Source organism: Halobacillus ihumii, assembly GCF_902726645.1.
Lineage (GTDB): Bacteria > Bacillota > Bacilli > Bacillales > Halobacillaceae > Halobacillus_A > Halobacillus_A ihumii.
In genome coordinates, this window is sequence record NZ_CACVAO010000001.1 from 2,053,212 (window position 1) to 2,069,944 (window position 16,733).

The 16,733-nt window shown below is 39.4% G+C and carries 13 protein-coding genes and 1 other annotated feature; of the genes, 6 read left to right on the forward strand and 7 right to left on the reverse strand.

The window, feature by feature from the left end; translation table 11 throughout:
• Positions 1 to 8: 8 nt before the first annotated feature.
• Together G6R08_RS10175 and G6R08_RS10180 are read left to right on the forward strand one after the other, a co-directional pair.
• Positions 9 to 2,525: a Tn3 family transposase gene (locus G6R08_RS10175; RefSeq protein ID WP_163527872.1), complete on the forward strand. Its 2,517-nt coding sequence runs from the start codon at positions 9 to 11 to the stop codon at positions 2,523 to 2,525.
• A gap of 136 nt (positions 2,526 to 2,661) precedes the next feature.
• Complete coding sequence (locus G6R08_RS10180) at positions 2,662 to 2,985, forward strand: group II intron maturase-specific domain-containing protein (RefSeq protein WP_163531275.1); 324 nt, start codon at positions 2,662 to 2,664, stop codon at positions 2,983 to 2,985.
• Positions 2,986 to 3,137: 152 nt separating this feature from the next.
• Here G6R08_RS10180 and G6R08_RS10185 read toward each other — a convergent pair whose 3' ends face one another.
• Positions 3,138 to 3,503 (reverse strand): winged helix-turn-helix transcriptional regulator, encoded by a 366-nt coding sequence (locus G6R08_RS10185; protein WP_163527873.1) that lies wholly within the window; start codon positions 3,501 to 3,503, stop codon positions 3,138 to 3,140.
• 145 nt (positions 3,504 to 3,648) lie between these two features.
• On the opposite strand from G6R08_RS10185, the gene G6R08_RS10190 reads away from it, so the two are divergent.
• Positions 3,649 to 4,821 carry an iron-containing alcohol dehydrogenase gene (locus tag G6R08_RS10190; RefSeq protein ID WP_163527874.1) on the forward strand — a complete coding sequence of 391 codons (1,173 nt, stop codon included), beginning with the start codon at positions 3,649 to 3,651 and terminating at the stop codon, positions 4,819 to 4,821.
• A 793-nt stretch (positions 4,822 to 5,614) separates the two neighbouring features.
• Here the strand turns inward: G6R08_RS10190 and G6R08_RS10195 are convergent.
• From G6R08_RS10195 to G6R08_RS10205, 4 genes are all read right to left on the reverse strand, one after another.
• Positions 5,615 to 6,595 (reverse strand): SDR family oxidoreductase, encoded by a 981-nt coding sequence (locus G6R08_RS10195; protein WP_163527875.1) that lies wholly within the window; start codon positions 6,593 to 6,595, stop codon positions 5,615 to 5,617.
• 474 nt (positions 6,596 to 7,069) lie between these two features.
• Positions 7,070 to 7,552, reverse strand: coding sequence for a CBO0543 family protein (locus G6R08_RS10200; RefSeq protein ID WP_163527876.1), 483 nt, complete (start codon positions 7,550 to 7,552; stop codon positions 7,070 to 7,072).
• A gap of 22 nt (positions 7,553 to 7,574) precedes the next feature.
• Positions 7,575 to 8,090 (reverse strand): CBO0543 family protein, encoded by a 516-nt coding sequence (locus G6R08_RS22465; protein ID WP_396265568.1) that lies wholly within the window; start codon positions 8,088 to 8,090, stop codon positions 7,575 to 7,577.
• 74 nt (positions 8,091 to 8,164) lie between these two features.
• Complete coding sequence (locus G6R08_RS10205) at positions 8,165 to 9,184, reverse strand: DUF3231 family protein (RefSeq protein ID WP_163527877.1); 1,020 nt, start codon at positions 9,182 to 9,184, stop codon at positions 8,165 to 8,167.
• Positions 9,185 to 9,441: 257 nt separating this feature from the next.
• Positions 9,442 to 9,670, forward strand: a binding site (T-box leader).
• 339 nt (positions 9,671 to 10,009) lie between these two features.
• Here G6R08_RS10205 and thrS point away from each other — a divergent pair.
• Positions 10,010 to 11,926 carry a threonine--tRNA ligase gene (gene thrS / locus G6R08_RS10210; RefSeq protein ID WP_163527878.1) on the forward strand — a complete coding sequence of 639 codons (1,917 nt, stop codon included), beginning with the start codon at positions 10,010 to 10,012 and terminating at the stop codon, positions 11,924 to 11,926.
• A 325-nt stretch (positions 11,927 to 12,251) separates the two neighbouring features.
• Here the strand turns inward: thrS and G6R08_RS10215 are convergent, their stop codons facing one another.
• Positions 12,252 to 13,199, reverse strand: coding sequence for an aldo/keto reductase (locus G6R08_RS10215; protein ID WP_163531277.1), 948 nt, complete (start codon positions 13,197 to 13,199; stop codon positions 12,252 to 12,254).
• Between the two features lie 236 nt (positions 13,200 to 13,435).
• Between G6R08_RS10215 and G6R08_RS10220 the strand changes: the two genes are divergently transcribed.
• Positions 13,436 to 14,221, forward strand: coding sequence for a helix-turn-helix transcriptional regulator (locus G6R08_RS10220; RefSeq protein WP_163527879.1), 786 nt, complete (start codon positions 13,436 to 13,438; stop codon positions 14,219 to 14,221).
• A gap of 267 nt (positions 14,222 to 14,488) precedes the next feature.
• Positions 14,489 to 15,001: a type 1 glutamine amidotransferase domain-containing protein gene (locus G6R08_RS10225; protein ID WP_010530576.1), complete on the forward strand. Its 513-nt coding sequence runs from the start codon at positions 14,489 to 14,491 to the stop codon at positions 14,999 to 15,001.
• Positions 15,002 to 15,238: 237 nt separating this feature from the next.
• Here the strand turns inward: G6R08_RS10225 and G6R08_RS10230 are convergent, their stop codons facing one another.
• On the reverse strand, positions 15,239 to 16,474 hold the full coding sequence (locus G6R08_RS10230; RefSeq protein WP_163527880.1) for an IS110 family RNA-guided transposase: 1,236 nt from the start codon (positions 16,472 to 16,474) through the stop codon (positions 15,239 to 15,241).
• Between the last annotated feature and the right edge of the window lie 259 nt (positions 16,475 to 16,733).

Consider the following 16,733-nt stretch of genomic DNA (forward strand, 5'->3'; position numbering starts at 1 on the left):
TTCCCATAGTGGCCCCTCAATCTACGAATCGTTTCCGTACCCCTAGTACGCTTGACCGTCTAGCCCGACGTATTCGTCGGCTCATCAATGAACAGTATTACCACAACGTCATGGAACACTTAGCCAACACATCGCAATTGTTACATAAAGACAGTAACCATTTTTACAGTCCGTATAATCGCTTGAAGCAGTTACCCAAGAAACCTAATCTATCCCAAATTAAAGAACAAATTGATCTCTACCATTGGTTGCTGTCATTTGGAGATGCAAACAAATATTTAAAAGGGATCCCTCCCGTGAAAATCAAACATTTTGCCGGTCAAGCGAAAGTCTTGGATGTCCAAGAAATCAAAGATTTTGGCGATGCCAAACGTTATACGCTTGTGTTGTCTTTAATCAACGATGTTCAGATGAAAACCAGGGATAACCTAGCCACGATGCTTATGAAACGCATGGGAAATCTCCACAATTCTGGCAAAGAAGAATTAGAACGGATTCGTAATCAGCAACGGGAAAAGACCGAGCATCTCGTTTCAACATTCACGGAAGTCCTCTATGCTTTGGAGGAGGATAACCATGCCGGAGGTGCCGAGCAAAAAATCAAAGATGTTTTGAAAGCTCGAGGAGATGTACGGACTCTGCTAGATGACTGTGAAGCCGTAGCGTCGTATCATGGTAATAACTATTTGCCACTGATTCTCAAATTCTTTCGGTCTTATCGCTCCACCTTGTTCCGTTTGGCGGAAACCCTGACCCTAACATCGACGAGTCAAGATACCTCTGTTCTCCAAGCCCTGGATTTTATCATGGAGAACTATCATCGAAAAACCAATTGGTTGTCGGATCACGTTGACTTATCTTTTGCGACAGAGCAATGGAAACGAACGATTCGGGTGAAACAAAAGGGTGAGTGGAAAATTCACCGCAGGCATTTGGAGGTTTGTGTCTTTTCATACATCGCCCAGGAACTAAAGACCGGAGACATTTGTGTGCACGGTTCAGAAGCTTATGCTGATTATCGAGACCAATTGTTAAGTTGGGACGAATGCCAACCGATGCTGGAAGATTACTGCAATGAAATGGGCTTTCCCATGAATGGTAAAGGATTTGTGAAACAGTTAGAAGCATGGATGACCCAAAAATCAAAAGAGGTCGACCATTCTTATCCTCAAAAAGAGAACGTTGTAACCATCAGTGACGACGGTCAACCCATCTTGAAAAAACCGCCACGGAAAAAACCCGGTGCGACATTCAAACGCCTGGAAACTTCCATAGAGAAACATATGCCTGAGCATCATGTAATCGATATGCTTGGGAATGTGGATCATTGGGTGAATTGGAGTCGTCACTTTGGTCCTCTTTCGGGTTCTGGACCCAAATTAGAGCGTCCGAAAGAACGATATATCTTGAATACATTTACGCATGGGTGTAATTTGGGACCTAGTCAAGCTGCACGGCATATGCGAGAAAATATCACTCCCAAAACCCTTTCCTTTGTTCATCAACGCCATGTTACGGCTCAGAAATTGGACAAAGCCAATCAAGACATTATCAATGCTTATGCAGCCTTGGATCTTCCTAAGCGATGGGGAACTGGTCAGACAGCTGCAGCCGATGGCACCCAACGTGATACGTATGAGAACAATTTGCTTGCCGAAAATCATATTCGTTATGGAGGATACGGAGGCATTGCTTACCACCATATTTCGGACAACTATATCGCCTTATTTAGCCACTTCATTCCTTGTGGGGTATGGGAAGCCGTCTATATTATTGAAGGCCTTTTAAAGAACGAGTCCGATGTTCAACCGGATACGTTGTTTGCTGATACGCAGGGGCAATCCACCCCGGTATTTGCGCTCAGCTATTTATTAGGCATCAAACTCATGCCCCGCATTCGGAATATCAAGGCTTTAAAATTTTATCGCCCTACGAAAGATACAGCGTTCCAGCATATCAATGCGTTATTTAGCGATGCCATTGATTGGTCCTTAATCGAAACGCATTGGCAAGATCTGATGCGGGTCGTGCTTTCCATTCAATCCGGGAAAATGTCGTCGCCTCTTCTTCTCCGGAAGCTTAGTAATTATAGTCGTAAAAATCGCCTGTATCAAGCCTTCCGTGAACTAGGACGTGTGGTTCGTACAGTTTTCTTATTATTCTATATATCTGATATGGATGTAAGAAAGCAAATTACAGCCGAAACGAACAAAGTCGAAGCTTTTCATGGCTTTTCGCAGTGGCTTTCCTTCGGCGGTCAAGGGATTATCGCTACAAACGATCCGGAACAGCAAGAAAAGATCATGAAGTACAATGAACTGGTATCCAATGCCTTAATCTTTCACAATGTTGTAGATCTTACGAAAGTTTTACGTTTCTTATCGAAGGAGGGTTATGAGGTACACACTGAGGACATCAGACATCTAAGCCCTTACTTAATGAGTCACATTAAAAGGTTCGGAGAATACACGATTAACTTAGAGATAGCGCCTCATCCAGTAGATGGACGTTTGGTATTAGATTAATGGATGGGATTATATCCCATCCTATGTCCTAATTTTACACGTATCTCGGAGTACCCCCTTCAGTAGCAGTCTCATTCTTGATGAAGTGTGAGAGATACTGAAGCCCTTTTTGTAATTGCAAGTTATAGAACAGTTGATGACGTGCCAACCTTTGGCACTAAAGCAATACCCTCACTCGGGCGTGGGGTGGTACAACTATCTCAGGTTGGCCGAAACACCTACTGTTTTCAGAAGGATGATGGAATGGTTGAGAAGAAGGCTTCGAATGTATCCGATGGAAAGAGTGGAAGATGCCAAAGACAAAGGTAAAGAATCTCATAGCACTAGCGTATCCAAAGCCAAAGCTTTTGAATTGGGAAACACAAGAAAAGGCTACTGGCGAATCGCCAGTAGCCCTATCCTCCATCGTACGCTTAATGACCAATATTGGCATCGAATGGGTCTGAAATCATTGATCTAACGTTTGAATTCTATTCAACCGCCGTATACGGGTCCGTACGTACGGTGGTGTGAGAGGTCGGGAGTTAATCACTCCCTCCTACTCGATTAATCTATATAAAGTAAAGTTTTATCCTTTTGACACCATCCTAGTGGTCACAGTGACCGAGGGATCTATAAAACTGAATAATGGACATCGTCTTTCTCTTTTCCAACTGTATCCATATATGTGCGGCCCCACTTGTACATGGATTCTAAAATCGGGATTAACGTTTCACCGTGGTCGGTGAGGGAGTATTCGACTTTCGGTGGTACGACCGGGTAGACTTCCCGGTGAATGAGTTGGTCCTCTTCCAACTCCCGAAGCTGTTTGGTTAGCATTTTTTGTGTAATGGTAGGCAACATCCTTTTTAATTCACCAAATCGTTTGGTCCCTTTTTTCCCTAAATGCCAAAGGATAATCATCTTCCATTTGCCCCCGATTAAAGATAATGTTAGTTCCTTTTCACAGTTGAATTTCTGCTCTAATACTCTAGTCATTTCGTCTCTCTCCAATCGTCATTCGTTCACATAGTATCTTTATAGATACTATGTGCATTGAAAGTGCGTACTATAATCATACTACTCAAGGTTATATAATTGAAACTGAAACAGATTACCATACAATAAGGAGGCTCTTATTACTATGAGTCGATTTACGATCCCACGTGATATTTATTTCGAAGACAATGCCCTGGAAGTGTTACGGTCATTTGAAGGAAAAAAGGCCGCACTTGTTATTGGGGGAGGTTCTGTTAAAAGAAACGGAAACCTTACACAAATTCAAGAACATTTGGGTGCTGCCAATATAGAAACTGAAGTACTGGAAGGGTACAATACGGAGCCCACCGCTAAAATGGTAAAACAAGGGGCAAAAGATCTGGAATCGTTCCAGCCTGATTGGATTATTGGCATCGGAGGCGGCTCCGCCATGGACGCCGCTAAAGCCATCTGGCTCTTTTACGAGTACCCGGACCTTTCATTTGAGGATGCCACCAAGCCTTTTGAACTTCCGCGCCTTCGCACGAAAGCGAAATTTGCCGGGATTCCTACCACAAGCGGAAGCGGTTCTGAGGTTTCCAACCTTTCCGTAGTAGCCGATGAAAATACTAATATTAAATACCCATTGGCTGATTTTGAGTTAACGCCAGATATCGCGATCATCGATCCTGTAATGATCGAAAACCTACCAAAACACATCGCTGCTTACACTGGCATGGACGCATTCACGCACACGATCGAATCTTATGTTGCCAAGCCGCGAACCGTGTACACGGATATCCTTGCTCTTGGCAGTGCAGAAGTGATCAAAGATAACTTGCTTACTTCCTATCAAGGCGACCAAGAAGCAGCCAAGCAGATTCACAGCATTCAAGCTATGGCTGGAATGGCCTTTGCGAACGCAGTGCTAGGAAACGTCCACAGTCTGGCCCATAAAAGTGGCCCGACCTTCGACATTCCGCACGGCTATGCTAATGCGATTTACTTGCCGTATGTGATTCAATTCAACCGAGCCGTAGTTGAAGATCGCTTTGCCGAAATCGCCCGTCGTCTCAGACTAAAAGGGGAAACAGATGCTGAATTGACGGATGCACTTGTGGAGTATATCTACCAATTAAACAAAGATCTCGGCCTTGCCACCACACTTCAGGAATTTGGCGTACCTGAAGAAGATTTCAACGAGCACCTTGACACCATGGCGAAAAATGCAATGGAAGATCCATGCACCGGTACGAACCCGCGTGAAACGTCTGTAGAGCAAATGAAAGACCTCTATAAAGCTGCTTTCTATGGACAGGAAGCATTAGTGAAAGCGTAAATAACAATAGAACAATTAAGAAAAACTGAGCTTAGGGAAGTCACTTAAGCTCAGTTTTTTTCTTAAACAGAAGATTTACTTAGACCGGACCATTCGTTTCCTGTTTTTCTCTCATTTAATTCCCTGAAGCTCAATTATTATTTGCTCTGTTAATTCTAATTCTGGCTTATTATATTCTTCTTCAAGTTTAATACCATTAAAGGGGTACTGCCAACATTTTGACGTTTGACTCACGCAAAGAGAATTCTGACCTAAAAAATTCGATTTCCTGTCTGTTAGAAACCGACATTTAGGTAGCTTCTTTAGTAAAGCTCCGGTGTGCAAAAATATGGAACGATCCAATTAATAGGTGTTTGGGGGCAACTTTAATGTGTTTCCATTAGGTTGGATCTTTTTTGGAAAAATAACGAATAACGAGTTTGACCCACACGCAAAGTGGCCCTTGGATAAGCAAGTCATGGTTATCAAATGTTTAACAATCATAAGGAAGTCATTTTAAAACCGTTATCCTATTAGTTTATATGGATGAATTAACAAGTTAGCATAATTGCGAACCCTAAGCGAAATGGATTTCCACACTGTGTATAGAAGTCTTTTTGTCTGTTATTATTTAGATTATTGGATAATTCAGCTCGTAGCTTGGGTAGCAATAGTATGGTGGTCTCAGTCCAATTTTTGGCATGGGCCAGGAATCTTCCATATAGTCCATCTTTACTTTTTCATTTGAATGGTTTACTAGCAATAGCTTTACTTCTAGATTAAATTCATATCTCAAAATGGTAAACCCCCTCCATTAGGAATGTGTGGATTCTCCCCCATCAACATGAAGAACTTGACCAGTAACAAAACGAGAATCATCAGAAGCAAGATAGACAAAGGTTGGTGCGAGTTCAAAAGGATGGGCAACTCGTTCCATTGGATTAAATGCTCCATATACAGCGACTTGGTCTGACGAGAAACTTGCTGGAATAAGTGGGGTCCAAATTCGGCCGGGGGCGACGGCATTGACTCGGATCCCTTGTTTCACGACATTTTTAGCCAAGGCACGCGTCCAACCAACTATTGCGCCTTTTGTGGCCGTATAATCAATCATTTGCTGCTCACCTACATACGTCACCACTGAAGAAGTGCCAATGATTGAGCTGCCTGGTTTTAAATGAGGAAGCGCTGCTCTTGTTGTGTAAAAATGAGAGTATATATTAACTTTGAAGGTGTCATCGAATTGCTCATCTGTAATGTCAAGCAGACTTAGTTGTTGGAATTGGATACCAACGTGGTTACAAAGAATATCGAGACGTCCAAACGTATTTACTGTTTGTTCTACAATGGAGATACACTGTTGTTTGTCTCGCAAGTCACCAGGCATTAGAAAACAACGTTGTCCGAGTTGTTCAATCCTCGTTTTTGTTCTATTTGCATCCTCATGTTCATCTAAGTATGAAATAGCAACATCTGCGCCTTCTTTAGCAAACGCAATTGCTGCTGCTGCACCAATACCACTGTCACCCCCTGTAATAAGTGCTACTTTTCCTGTTAACTTTTCACTCCCTTCATAGTTCGGGTTTTCGATAATTGGGAGGGGTACCATAAGTTTTTCCACTCCGGGATGGCACAGCTGGCGCTGTTCAGGTAAACTTATCGGAATTTCTTCGTAACGTGTGATTTTCCCATAGTTAGGGTACATGGGATAAGGTTGAGTTTTCATGTTCGCCTTAAACATTTGTTGCATTTGCTTTATTTGGTCTAATTGACGACTTTGATCCTTTTGATCCATGGAAACCTCCTGTAGAAATAATTTTCTTCTATAGAATGTTTATGTTGTTCACTACAAATATAGTACCTGGGGTACCGCCACATGCCCATCAAGCTAACAACGGAAAAACTAGATACGAATCGTGCCTTGTTTCAAAACTAGTGAGAGATGGAAAATTAGGCATGCCAAATAAGCCTATTGAAAATGCGATTTTTTTGTTAGGCAGCTTGTCTATCGTTATACACAACCCCAAGAATATCAAAAACGGTCGTTTTTGTTACAGCGATTACATAACAAATTCTACTTTATAAAAAAGTAGTAAAATTAAAGGCCGCGGTTACTCTATTTCGCAATCGGGCCATATTGCGGAACAAATAAAGAACCGTAATCAGTTTCTATCAACGAAACAGAAGGTAGTATTAGGTAGCATTTTTCTGCCCTTTGTTTTTTATGGAACTTTACACTACACAAAATTAACAGCTGTAGTCCCTCTATTTATTTGGTATGTCCAGTGTTTATTTTCCTAAAGAACCATTTATAAAATAAATGTGACAAAAAGAATGTTGTAAATAATGTTATCCAAGTCCAGTACCAAGACCAATGGATATACACAATTAAATTAGTATATCTTTCAAGTATTACCTCAGTAACTGTAATGACTGAAGTATAAAGAGCATAGTAACCAAATTGAGCTATTTTACTTTTTCCCTCTGGATAGTGAACATTAAAAATGGCACAAATTGCAGGGTATGCAAGAAATTCAAAGGTGAAACTTGCCCTGCTTGCATAATCAAACAACCTGACAGGATATTCAATCATCCTCATCTGAACAACAGCAAGACCAAACAACCATGTTAATACCTGCTTAAATTGGAATGCTACTATGGCATTGCGAATTTTATCTTTTGGAATAAATATTAAAAGAATAGAGATAGAGATTACCCACGCCAGTACTAAAATAATTTGCTCCATAGTCATAAAAAATTGCACCCCCAACATATTAACGATCCTTCATTGGAACTTTCCAAGGAACTTCAAATTTATAAAGTATAAAAGCAATAAATAAAATGGATAAAAAATAGGCAAGTAGAGGCTTTTTATAATGTAGACGCAACATAGGAAACATGGTTAGGACAAACAAAAGTGACCATCCTAAATGCCAGCTATGATCATAAATAATACGACCAAATAAACTACCCAGACATTCTATTACTATGTAAATCATAATCCATTTTATGTTGTGAAGGATCTGGCCTTTAACAGACTTCGGATAACGGGACAAATATAAAATCACTGTGCAAGGGAAAATAATAAACGTATACAGCATACTGACGATGGGGAAAGGAAGTCCAAGGTCAGGCTGAATCTTCCACAATATATAACCACTAGTCAAAAAAATATATAATAAATTCAATAATGACATGTACAGTATTGTTGTATGGCACTTGTGGAAGTGTTCCCGATCCCACCATCGCCATGAGGCGATAATAGCCCAAATTGTAATAGCCACGTGCATGGTTGTTAATTCCTTTTTATTTGTATTATCATAATTGTTTTACTGAATAATTAAAAAGGCTAACTTTGTTAAGGTCAGCCTTTTTGTTTGTTCTTCGCTAATTTTTTACGATCTTTTATTCCAGGCGGTTGTTCTAACCATTCGTTTTTAATCATAATATCGGCTCCGCTTTTGGCAAGTCGGGAAACTTCTAACGATAACCGTTCATAATTGATCATTAAATCGCTTCGTTGACTGGCGGCGGCAGCAGTAGCATAGTTTCCGATTCCTGATGCACTTATAAGTGACATATGATACATCAATAATTTATCTGAAAATGCTTGAGTTGTTGAATCACTTACAGCTGTATCAGGTACCTGCGGAGCATCAATATCATCTTTCATAAGTGTATCAACAAAAATCTTAATATGTTTTTGCGAGATCTCTTTTCCTCGCAACATAAAATCTTGTACATCTTTGGATGGCGAAGTTTGCGCAAAGGCAAGGCATAATTTCACCCCGACTACGTTTGTTAGTATATTCATATATATATGGGAAATTTCAACGGCGTTTAGTGGACGCTTGTCACTAAAGGGATTTAAGCCACTAAAATATTTTTTACTGTCCACATAATCCGTTTCTTTCGGAACCTCAATATAAGGATGCCTGGCATTAATTCCTTTTGAAAGAGCAATTTCGCTTGTTTGATTATAAAGCGTAGCTGTTTCGTTTAATGCTAGTATAAAATAATTTCGCATATCTTCTCTGGTACTCATAGAGACAAATCCGCTGTATGCTATCATTCCGACTTTTGCCATGTGATTGACATACGTTAAACAAAATGTATCCGTAAAAAGCCACGGAGCATTTATGTTTACATCTTGTTCGGTAAACCCGTTTGGAACGGCGTAATTTTCCTTTTCAAAAATGGTGAGTAACTGTTCTAGATGATTGGATGAAAGATCATAAGCATACTGAATAGCGGGTTTTATATCTTGATCCTCAATATGTTTTAACATAAAACTTAAGACACATTTTGACATACTATCCTGCATATACCCAGTCCAAAGTGAACCAATTTCTGCAGATGTTAGGTGAATGTTCCCTTCATTCATTATGTAACCTCCTTGAGTATGATAAGGTAGGGTTATTATTTACTTAAATGTGGTTTTTATACAGACTAGAATAGATCAATAAGTCATATCATAACCAAGTCTATAGCTTCGAGTATGTTGAACAATCTTCAATTAAAGGGCGCTAATCAGGAATAAGTGTTAGAGCTCAAACTGAGTATAAGGGCAATACTGTTGAGTAAAAGAAAGACATTTATTGACTAATCAAAGATAATCCTATAGACTAATTAAAAGTTTTATAAATTGCATTGATAAGGACATGAGTTTCTCTTAACGGTTTACAGAGAGGGAAGGCAAGGCTGGAAACTTCCTAATGCTGCAGAAAAACTTACCACCTTAGAGCAGTATTGGTGAACAATAGTAATCAATACCGTAGCTGCTACGATACAGCAAAATAAAGCCATCACTTTTTATTAAAGTGGTGGGAAGTTGGGTGGAACCACGAGATAACACACATTCGTCCCTTTTGTATAAGGGATGAGTGTGTGTTTTATTTTTTTAAATTAAATATCAAATGCAATGATAAGGACATGGGTTTCTCTTAACGGTTTACAGAGAAGGAAGGTAAGGCTGGGAACTTCCTAACGCTGTAGAGGAAACTTACCACCTTAGAGCAGTATTGGTGAATGACAGTAACCAATACCGTATAAGCCACGATACAGCATAAACGAAGACATCATTAATAATGTTTTAAAGGTATGTGATGGAAAGTTGGGTGGAACCACGGGTATATGACACACGCTCGTCCCTTTTTTGAGGGATGAGTGTGTTTTTTTATTTTAAAATCCAAAAAAGGAGTGGTTAATCATGAGTCAAAAAGAAGTTGTTATTAAGTTTCCAGATGGAAATGAAAAGAATTTTTTTCAAGGTGTTTCTTTAGAAGAAATTGCACAGTCAATTAGTCCGAGTTTAAGAAAGAAATCTGTGGCGGGTATGGTAAACGGTTCATTGTATGACCTTAAACGTAGCATTAATGATGATGCAGCAATAGAATTATACCAGTCTAATTCCTCAGCAGGAATTGAGATTATGAGACATACAACTGCACATTTGTTGGCACATGCAGTCAAGCGCCTTTACGGAGATGTTCATTTAGGCGTTGGTCCTGTAATTGAAAATGGGTTTTATTATGATCTTGATTTGGAAAATAGCATTACTGTCGAGGATCTTGCTAAAATCGAAAAAGAAATGAATAAAATTATTTCTGAAAATCTGGAAATCAAACGTGAAGAAATATCACGCAAAGAGGCGAAGAAACTCTTTGCTGAAGACCCGTTAAAGTTGGAACTGTTAGATGATATTTCATCAGGGGATGTTTTGACAGTGTATCGCCAAGGGGAGTTCGTTGATTTATGTCGTGGGCCACACTTGCCAGCCACTCGATATGTAAAAGCATTTAAATTGACGCACATATCTGGAGCTTATTGGCGTGGTGATAGTAATAATAAAATGCTTCAACGTATTTACGGTGTAGCTTTCTCTTCAAAGGAAGAGTTAAATGAGTATTTTCATTTTGTTGATGAAGCAAAGAAAAGAAATCATCGTAAATTGGGAAATGAATTAGAATTATTTATGTTCTCTGAAGAGGCACCTGGAATGCCATTTTATTTGGCGAATGGTCAAATTATACGTAATGAACTAGAGGTGTTTTTAAGGAAGCTTCAGAATGCTTATGATTATAAAGAAGTCCGTACGCCAATCATGATGAATCAGCGGTTATGGGAGAAATCTGGGCACTGGGATCATTATAAAGAAAACATGTATTTCTCAGAGGTGGGCGATCAGAAATTTGCGCTAAAACCGATGAATTGCCCAGGACACATGCTTATTTTCAAAGATAAGCTTCATTCCTATCGTGACCTTCCAATTCGAATGGCGGAGTTTGGGCAAGTTCACCGCCATGAATTCAGTGGTGCATTAAATGGAATGTTACGGGTTCGTACATTTTGTCAGGATGATGCTCACATCTTTGCAACACCAGATCAAATTGAGGATGAAATAAAATCGGCGTTAAAATTGATTGATTATGTATACCGTACATTTGGCTTTGACTATGACATTGAGCTATCTACAAGGCCAGAAAATCACATGGGTAATGATGCATTATGGGATAAAGCAGAAGGGTCTCTGAAAAATGTCTTGAATGAACTTAATTATGAATTTACTATTAATGAAGGCGATGGAGCATTTTATGGACCAAAAATTGATATTCATATCAAAGATGCACTAAAAAGAAGTCATCAATGTGCGACAGTTCAACTGGATTTTCAAATGCCAGAAAAATTCGATTTAAATTATATAGATGAACACAATCAAAAAGTCCGTCCAGTTGTTATTCACCGTGCTGTCTTTGGATCAATTGATCGCTTTCTAGGTATTTTAATTGAGCACTTTGGTGGTTCATTCCCAACTTGGTTAGCGCCAGTGCAAGTGAAGGTGATACCTGTATCAAATGAAATCCATAGGGATTATGTGGAAGAGATTACACAAAAATTAAAGCATGATGAATTGAGAGTTGAACCTGACCTACGCGAAGAAAAACTTGGCTATAAAATAAGGGAAGCTCAAATTAAGAAGGTTCCCTATATTCTAGTTGTAGGGGATAATGAACTTGAAAATAAATCCATTAATGTAAGACAATACAGTCAAAATGATTCAGATGAAGTTAAGCTAGAAGTGTTTATCTCTAAACTAAAACAGACAGTTGAAAGTAGAACCCTTTAAAATAAAGTATGTTAAACATTGCTTTGTCTTAAAGCTGTTAAAAGCCCTTTCAAGCAGCGTGACTTGTTTTATATTGAAGATCATATATAAACCACCAATACCGGCTAATTTAAAACATACTTTTATACCACGATACCAGCTAATAGTGGAAAATGACTGTTCCTGAATCGGGCGCTTTCGCGGAATAACATGTTCATCACTTGGAACCAGATTGTGGGATAAGCATGGTGTCAATCTTCTTGGGAAAACTATACAAAAAAAGCTTGGACTACATTTCAGAAGAACAGTCCAAGCCTTTTTGCATTTCAAGCAATAAATTAGTCAATTAGAACCTGCTTCCGAAGGCTGCTCCCTTCGGTGATATACGTTCAATTTCCGCCAGGTCTTCATTTGTAAGGGGAATTTGAGTGGCTTCAAGATTTTCTTTGACTCTTTCTAACCGCTTGGTTCCTGGAATGGGGACGATTTGATCTCCCTGTGCCAACAGCCATGCCAATGCAAGCTGTGCAGTCGTACATCCTTTTTGCATAGCCATTTTTTCTATGCGAGAGGCTAACTCTACATTTTTAGTGAAGTTTTCACCTTGAAAACGAGAATACATTTCCTGTGGGTAATCCTTTGAGAGATCATCCAATTTTTTAACCTGACCTGTCAAGAATCCCCTGCCTAGCGGACTGTATGGGACGAGGCCAATTCCTAGTTCTTTGAGTAGCGGCAGAACTTCGTCTTCTACATCTCTACTCCACAAGGAATATTCCGTTTCCACTGCGGTAATCGGATGTACCGCATGTGCGCGACGAATGATATCAGCTGGCGCTTCTGACAGGCCGATATAACGAACTTTACCCTGTTTAACTAGATCATCTAAGGCTCCAATAGTTTCTTCGATAGGAACATTCGGGTCATACCGATGCTGATAGTAGAGATCAATGTAATCAATTCCGAGACTATACAGACTAGCGTCAACGGACTTTTTAACATAAGCCGGATCCCCCTTAAAACCTTGATTATGAGTGATTCCAAATTTTGTTGCGATTACAGCTTCATCACGCCTTCCCTTTAATGCCTTGCCCAACAGCTTTTCATTATCTCCAAACCTTGCCTCAAGATAACCATCATTTCCGTAAAGGTCTGCGGTGTCAAACAAAGTGACACCATTATCCAAAGCTCCTCGAATTGTATCAACAGAAGATTGGTTGTCGGGCATGGTCATCGTACCGTGTCCGATAGCGGAAACCTCCAACCCTTCATTCCCGAGCTTTCGTTTTGGAATGTCATGATTATAAGTCATTAGAATGTCCTCCTTTAATTTGTGATATGCTTTTATCTTAACGAATAAACGTGGTTACAACCACTGCATGTTTATACTAGTAATGGTAGTAACAGGATGTAAAAGTTGACCATATTAAAACACCTGTATCAACCAGTTAAGTTGGACAAATCATTTAATCTTAAGCAAAATGAAAGCTATACTGGTAATGCGATGAAGAAAGGAATGAATCAAGTCTTATGCAGAAAAGTGTACATTCCAAGGTGTTTGGTCAATTTTTAAAGTCCAGACGAGAGCGAGTTCAACCTGAAGAAGTTGGCATTCACATGACTTCGGGGCGACGAAGAACGCCGGGGTTGCGCCGGGAAGAGGTTGCTTATCTTAGTCATGTTAGTGTGACGTATTATACATGGCTAGAACAGGGAAAAGACATTCAACCTTCACAGGAAGTTTTATTGAATATCAGCCAGGCGTTACAGCTTAGTCCTGACGAGAAAGAACACCTTTTCAATTTAGCGTATAATGAAACATTATCACTGCCGGTTGAAGAACAATATAATGATTCATTGCAAACAACAGTTGACAATTTACCATTCCCATCCTTCATTACGGATCAACGTTCCAAGGTTATATTTTGGAATCGTGAGGCTGAATCAATGCTTTTTCCGTTTTCCTCGTGTGCTTTCGAAGAACGGTATTTACTACAACTCCTATTTTTGGAGGGAAGTATTCGGGATCGTATTCAAAATTGGGATGAGTTTTCAACCTATTCGGTTGCAGTCTTTCGGGGCATTTATGACCGCTTTCCCGAAGACCCAATTCTAAATCAGCTACTAGTAGATCTGAAACAGCAAAGCAAATTGTTCCGAGAATTATGGGAACAGCATCACATCGAGCAGAAGAAAATAAGTTTCATTTCGATAAATGACGAGCAAGGCCAAACTAAACATTTTCGCATTCATTCCGCTACCCATGTGGATGGAAATGAAGATCTTTATTGGTGTATGTATGTTCCTGTCTCTTAAAGTACTGTCCACAGCAAATTTTAGCGTGTGGTGAAATACACCCTTAATCTTCCTCAAACGGGCGCAGTTGGGGAATAAAGACCAGCTCCCAAATGCCATTGTAGTGCACGTTTATGTAACACGATAAGGTAGAAGGGAACAAGTGCCTGTCAGTTAGAGCATCGTTATTTGGTTCGTGTATAATACAGTTCATGAGCATACTGCTTAATAAAGTTATGGGCAGTCTGCTAGAATATATTCGAGAATGATAAAGGGAGGAAGTGCTATATGAGTCGACACATTGCAGTCCTTGTAACAGACATGGTAGAAGAAATTGAATTAACTGATCCTGTGAAAGCTTACAAAGAAGCTGGGCATACGGTAGATATTATCAGTAATGAAGCAAAAAAAACCATCAATGGCAAAAATGGGGACGAAATACAAGCAGATAGAGGCATAGATGAAGTAAATGCAAACGATTATGATGCATTACTCGTACCTGGCGGGTTTTCTCCTGACTTACTACGTATTAATCCGAAGAATAGTGAGTTTGCGAAAACATTTTTCCAAGATAATAAACCCATATTTTCAATTTGCCATGGTCCACAGTTTCTCGTTAATACAGACCAACTAAAAGGTAGAGAGCTAACAAGCTTTGTTTCCGTAAGAAAAGACTTGGAAAATGCAGGAGCAACTGTAAAAGATGAAGAAGTAATCGTAGATGGAAACCTTGTAACAAGCAGAACACCTGATGATCTTCCTGCATTCAATCGCGAATCTCTAAAGCTTTTAGAAAAATAATTCGTCGATCGTATAGGGGGGCTGTTAATCATGCAGCCTCTCTTTATTTTTTATTTGATAATAGATAAAGCGCTCATGCCCATCTGCCATGATCTTCCTCAAAACCAGCTAATAGTTGTCAACATTTTTCATTAAAAATCTTAAGTTTTCCATGCTATACTAAAAATGAACATGCCAAATAACCTTCCGTTATGCTCTGGTTGGAAGATTTTGTATTTAAATTGATTAATATAGTTTTTAAGCTATATCTAGGAAAGTTGTATTACTTTTAAGCATTGCAAAAATCCAATGTAAAAGCTTATTAACACAAGCGATGATCGCTACTCTAAAAGGTTTACCTTCATCGCGTTTCTTATCGTAAAATTCTCTTAATCTTTTATTACGTGGAATGATTTCCACGCTTGTTTTCTTTTTACGAGCGTCTCGTATTCCGCATTGAACAGCCATAAATAGAGCTTGTCTTAATCTGCTAGATCCTCTTTTGGTAATACGGTTTACGGAAGCTGTAAACTTACCAGAGGAGTACACACTAGGATCGACTCCAGTGAATGCAACGAGCTTTTTGGGATGATTAAACCTTTCTATCTCACCAATTTCAGAAATTATCGTTGCCGCAATTTTTTCTCCGATACCTGGGATAGATTGGATTAATTCATATTCTTCAACTTCTTTGGCAAGGGCATCTATTTCAGCAGCTAACTTTGATAGATGCTCTTGGTATTGAAGAACAATATTTATCATTATTTCTAGGTTAATAATATGACTTTGATACAAGTTATTTTGAAATGGGTTACGAATTGCTGCATCTCGTAGCTTTTTTGCCTTTTCCTTAGCCCATTTATCTGAACGACTCTTACATAGTGAAGCTATTTTATCTGCTAAGACAGGTCCAGTGACACTTAAAACTGATTTCGATGTTGGAAATATTAAAAGTACCTGTAAAGAAACTTTTGAATACAGGTTCACAAATACTCCTCTATATTCAGGAAATACTTGGTCCAATATCGATTGAAGTTGTAGTTTGGTTTGTGCTGCTACACTTGAAATAGTTTCGTGCTGTCTTGTTAGATTACGAAGGTTTAAGAGGCGGATCCCTCTTTTCTTACTAGGTTCCAGTTCCTCTTTATAATAAAGCTCACACAGGTTGTAGGCATCTATGGCATCTGTTTTCACCTTTCGCAAACTTGAACTTTTCGCTCGATGTGCAATCAATGGATTAACAATAATATACATATATTGTTGTTCCTCTAAAAATTGAATAATAGGAGTATGGTAGTGTCCAGTCGATTCCAAAATAACCGAAGGTTTTCCCCCAGCTAGAGACTCAATCTCCTTTAAGAAGTCAAGAAATTTATTAAGCTCTTTAACATTATGCAGGATACTAAAACTTTTACGATAAGGCTCTCCCTTATCTAAAAACGCTTGAATCTGACTTTCCCCTTTGGCAACATCCAGACCAATGACTGGATTCATACGATTTCTCCTCCTTTAAATGTACGTAATGTCGGTATCCCCTAAGGCTTCTTGTAACGTCGTAGGTTCGCTTGTTAAACGGGATCATTGTCCCAACCAGCCTGAAACACGTTTATACAAGTAGGGGGTGAACAGTTTTGCGGACGGGATCTTAGCCCCACGGGCGCTACGTTCTACCCCGACTACCGTTAATAATAAGACCATATTAAAAAAGGTCAACCAGTAAAAAATCTGGCTAACCTTATATTACGAACGGGCG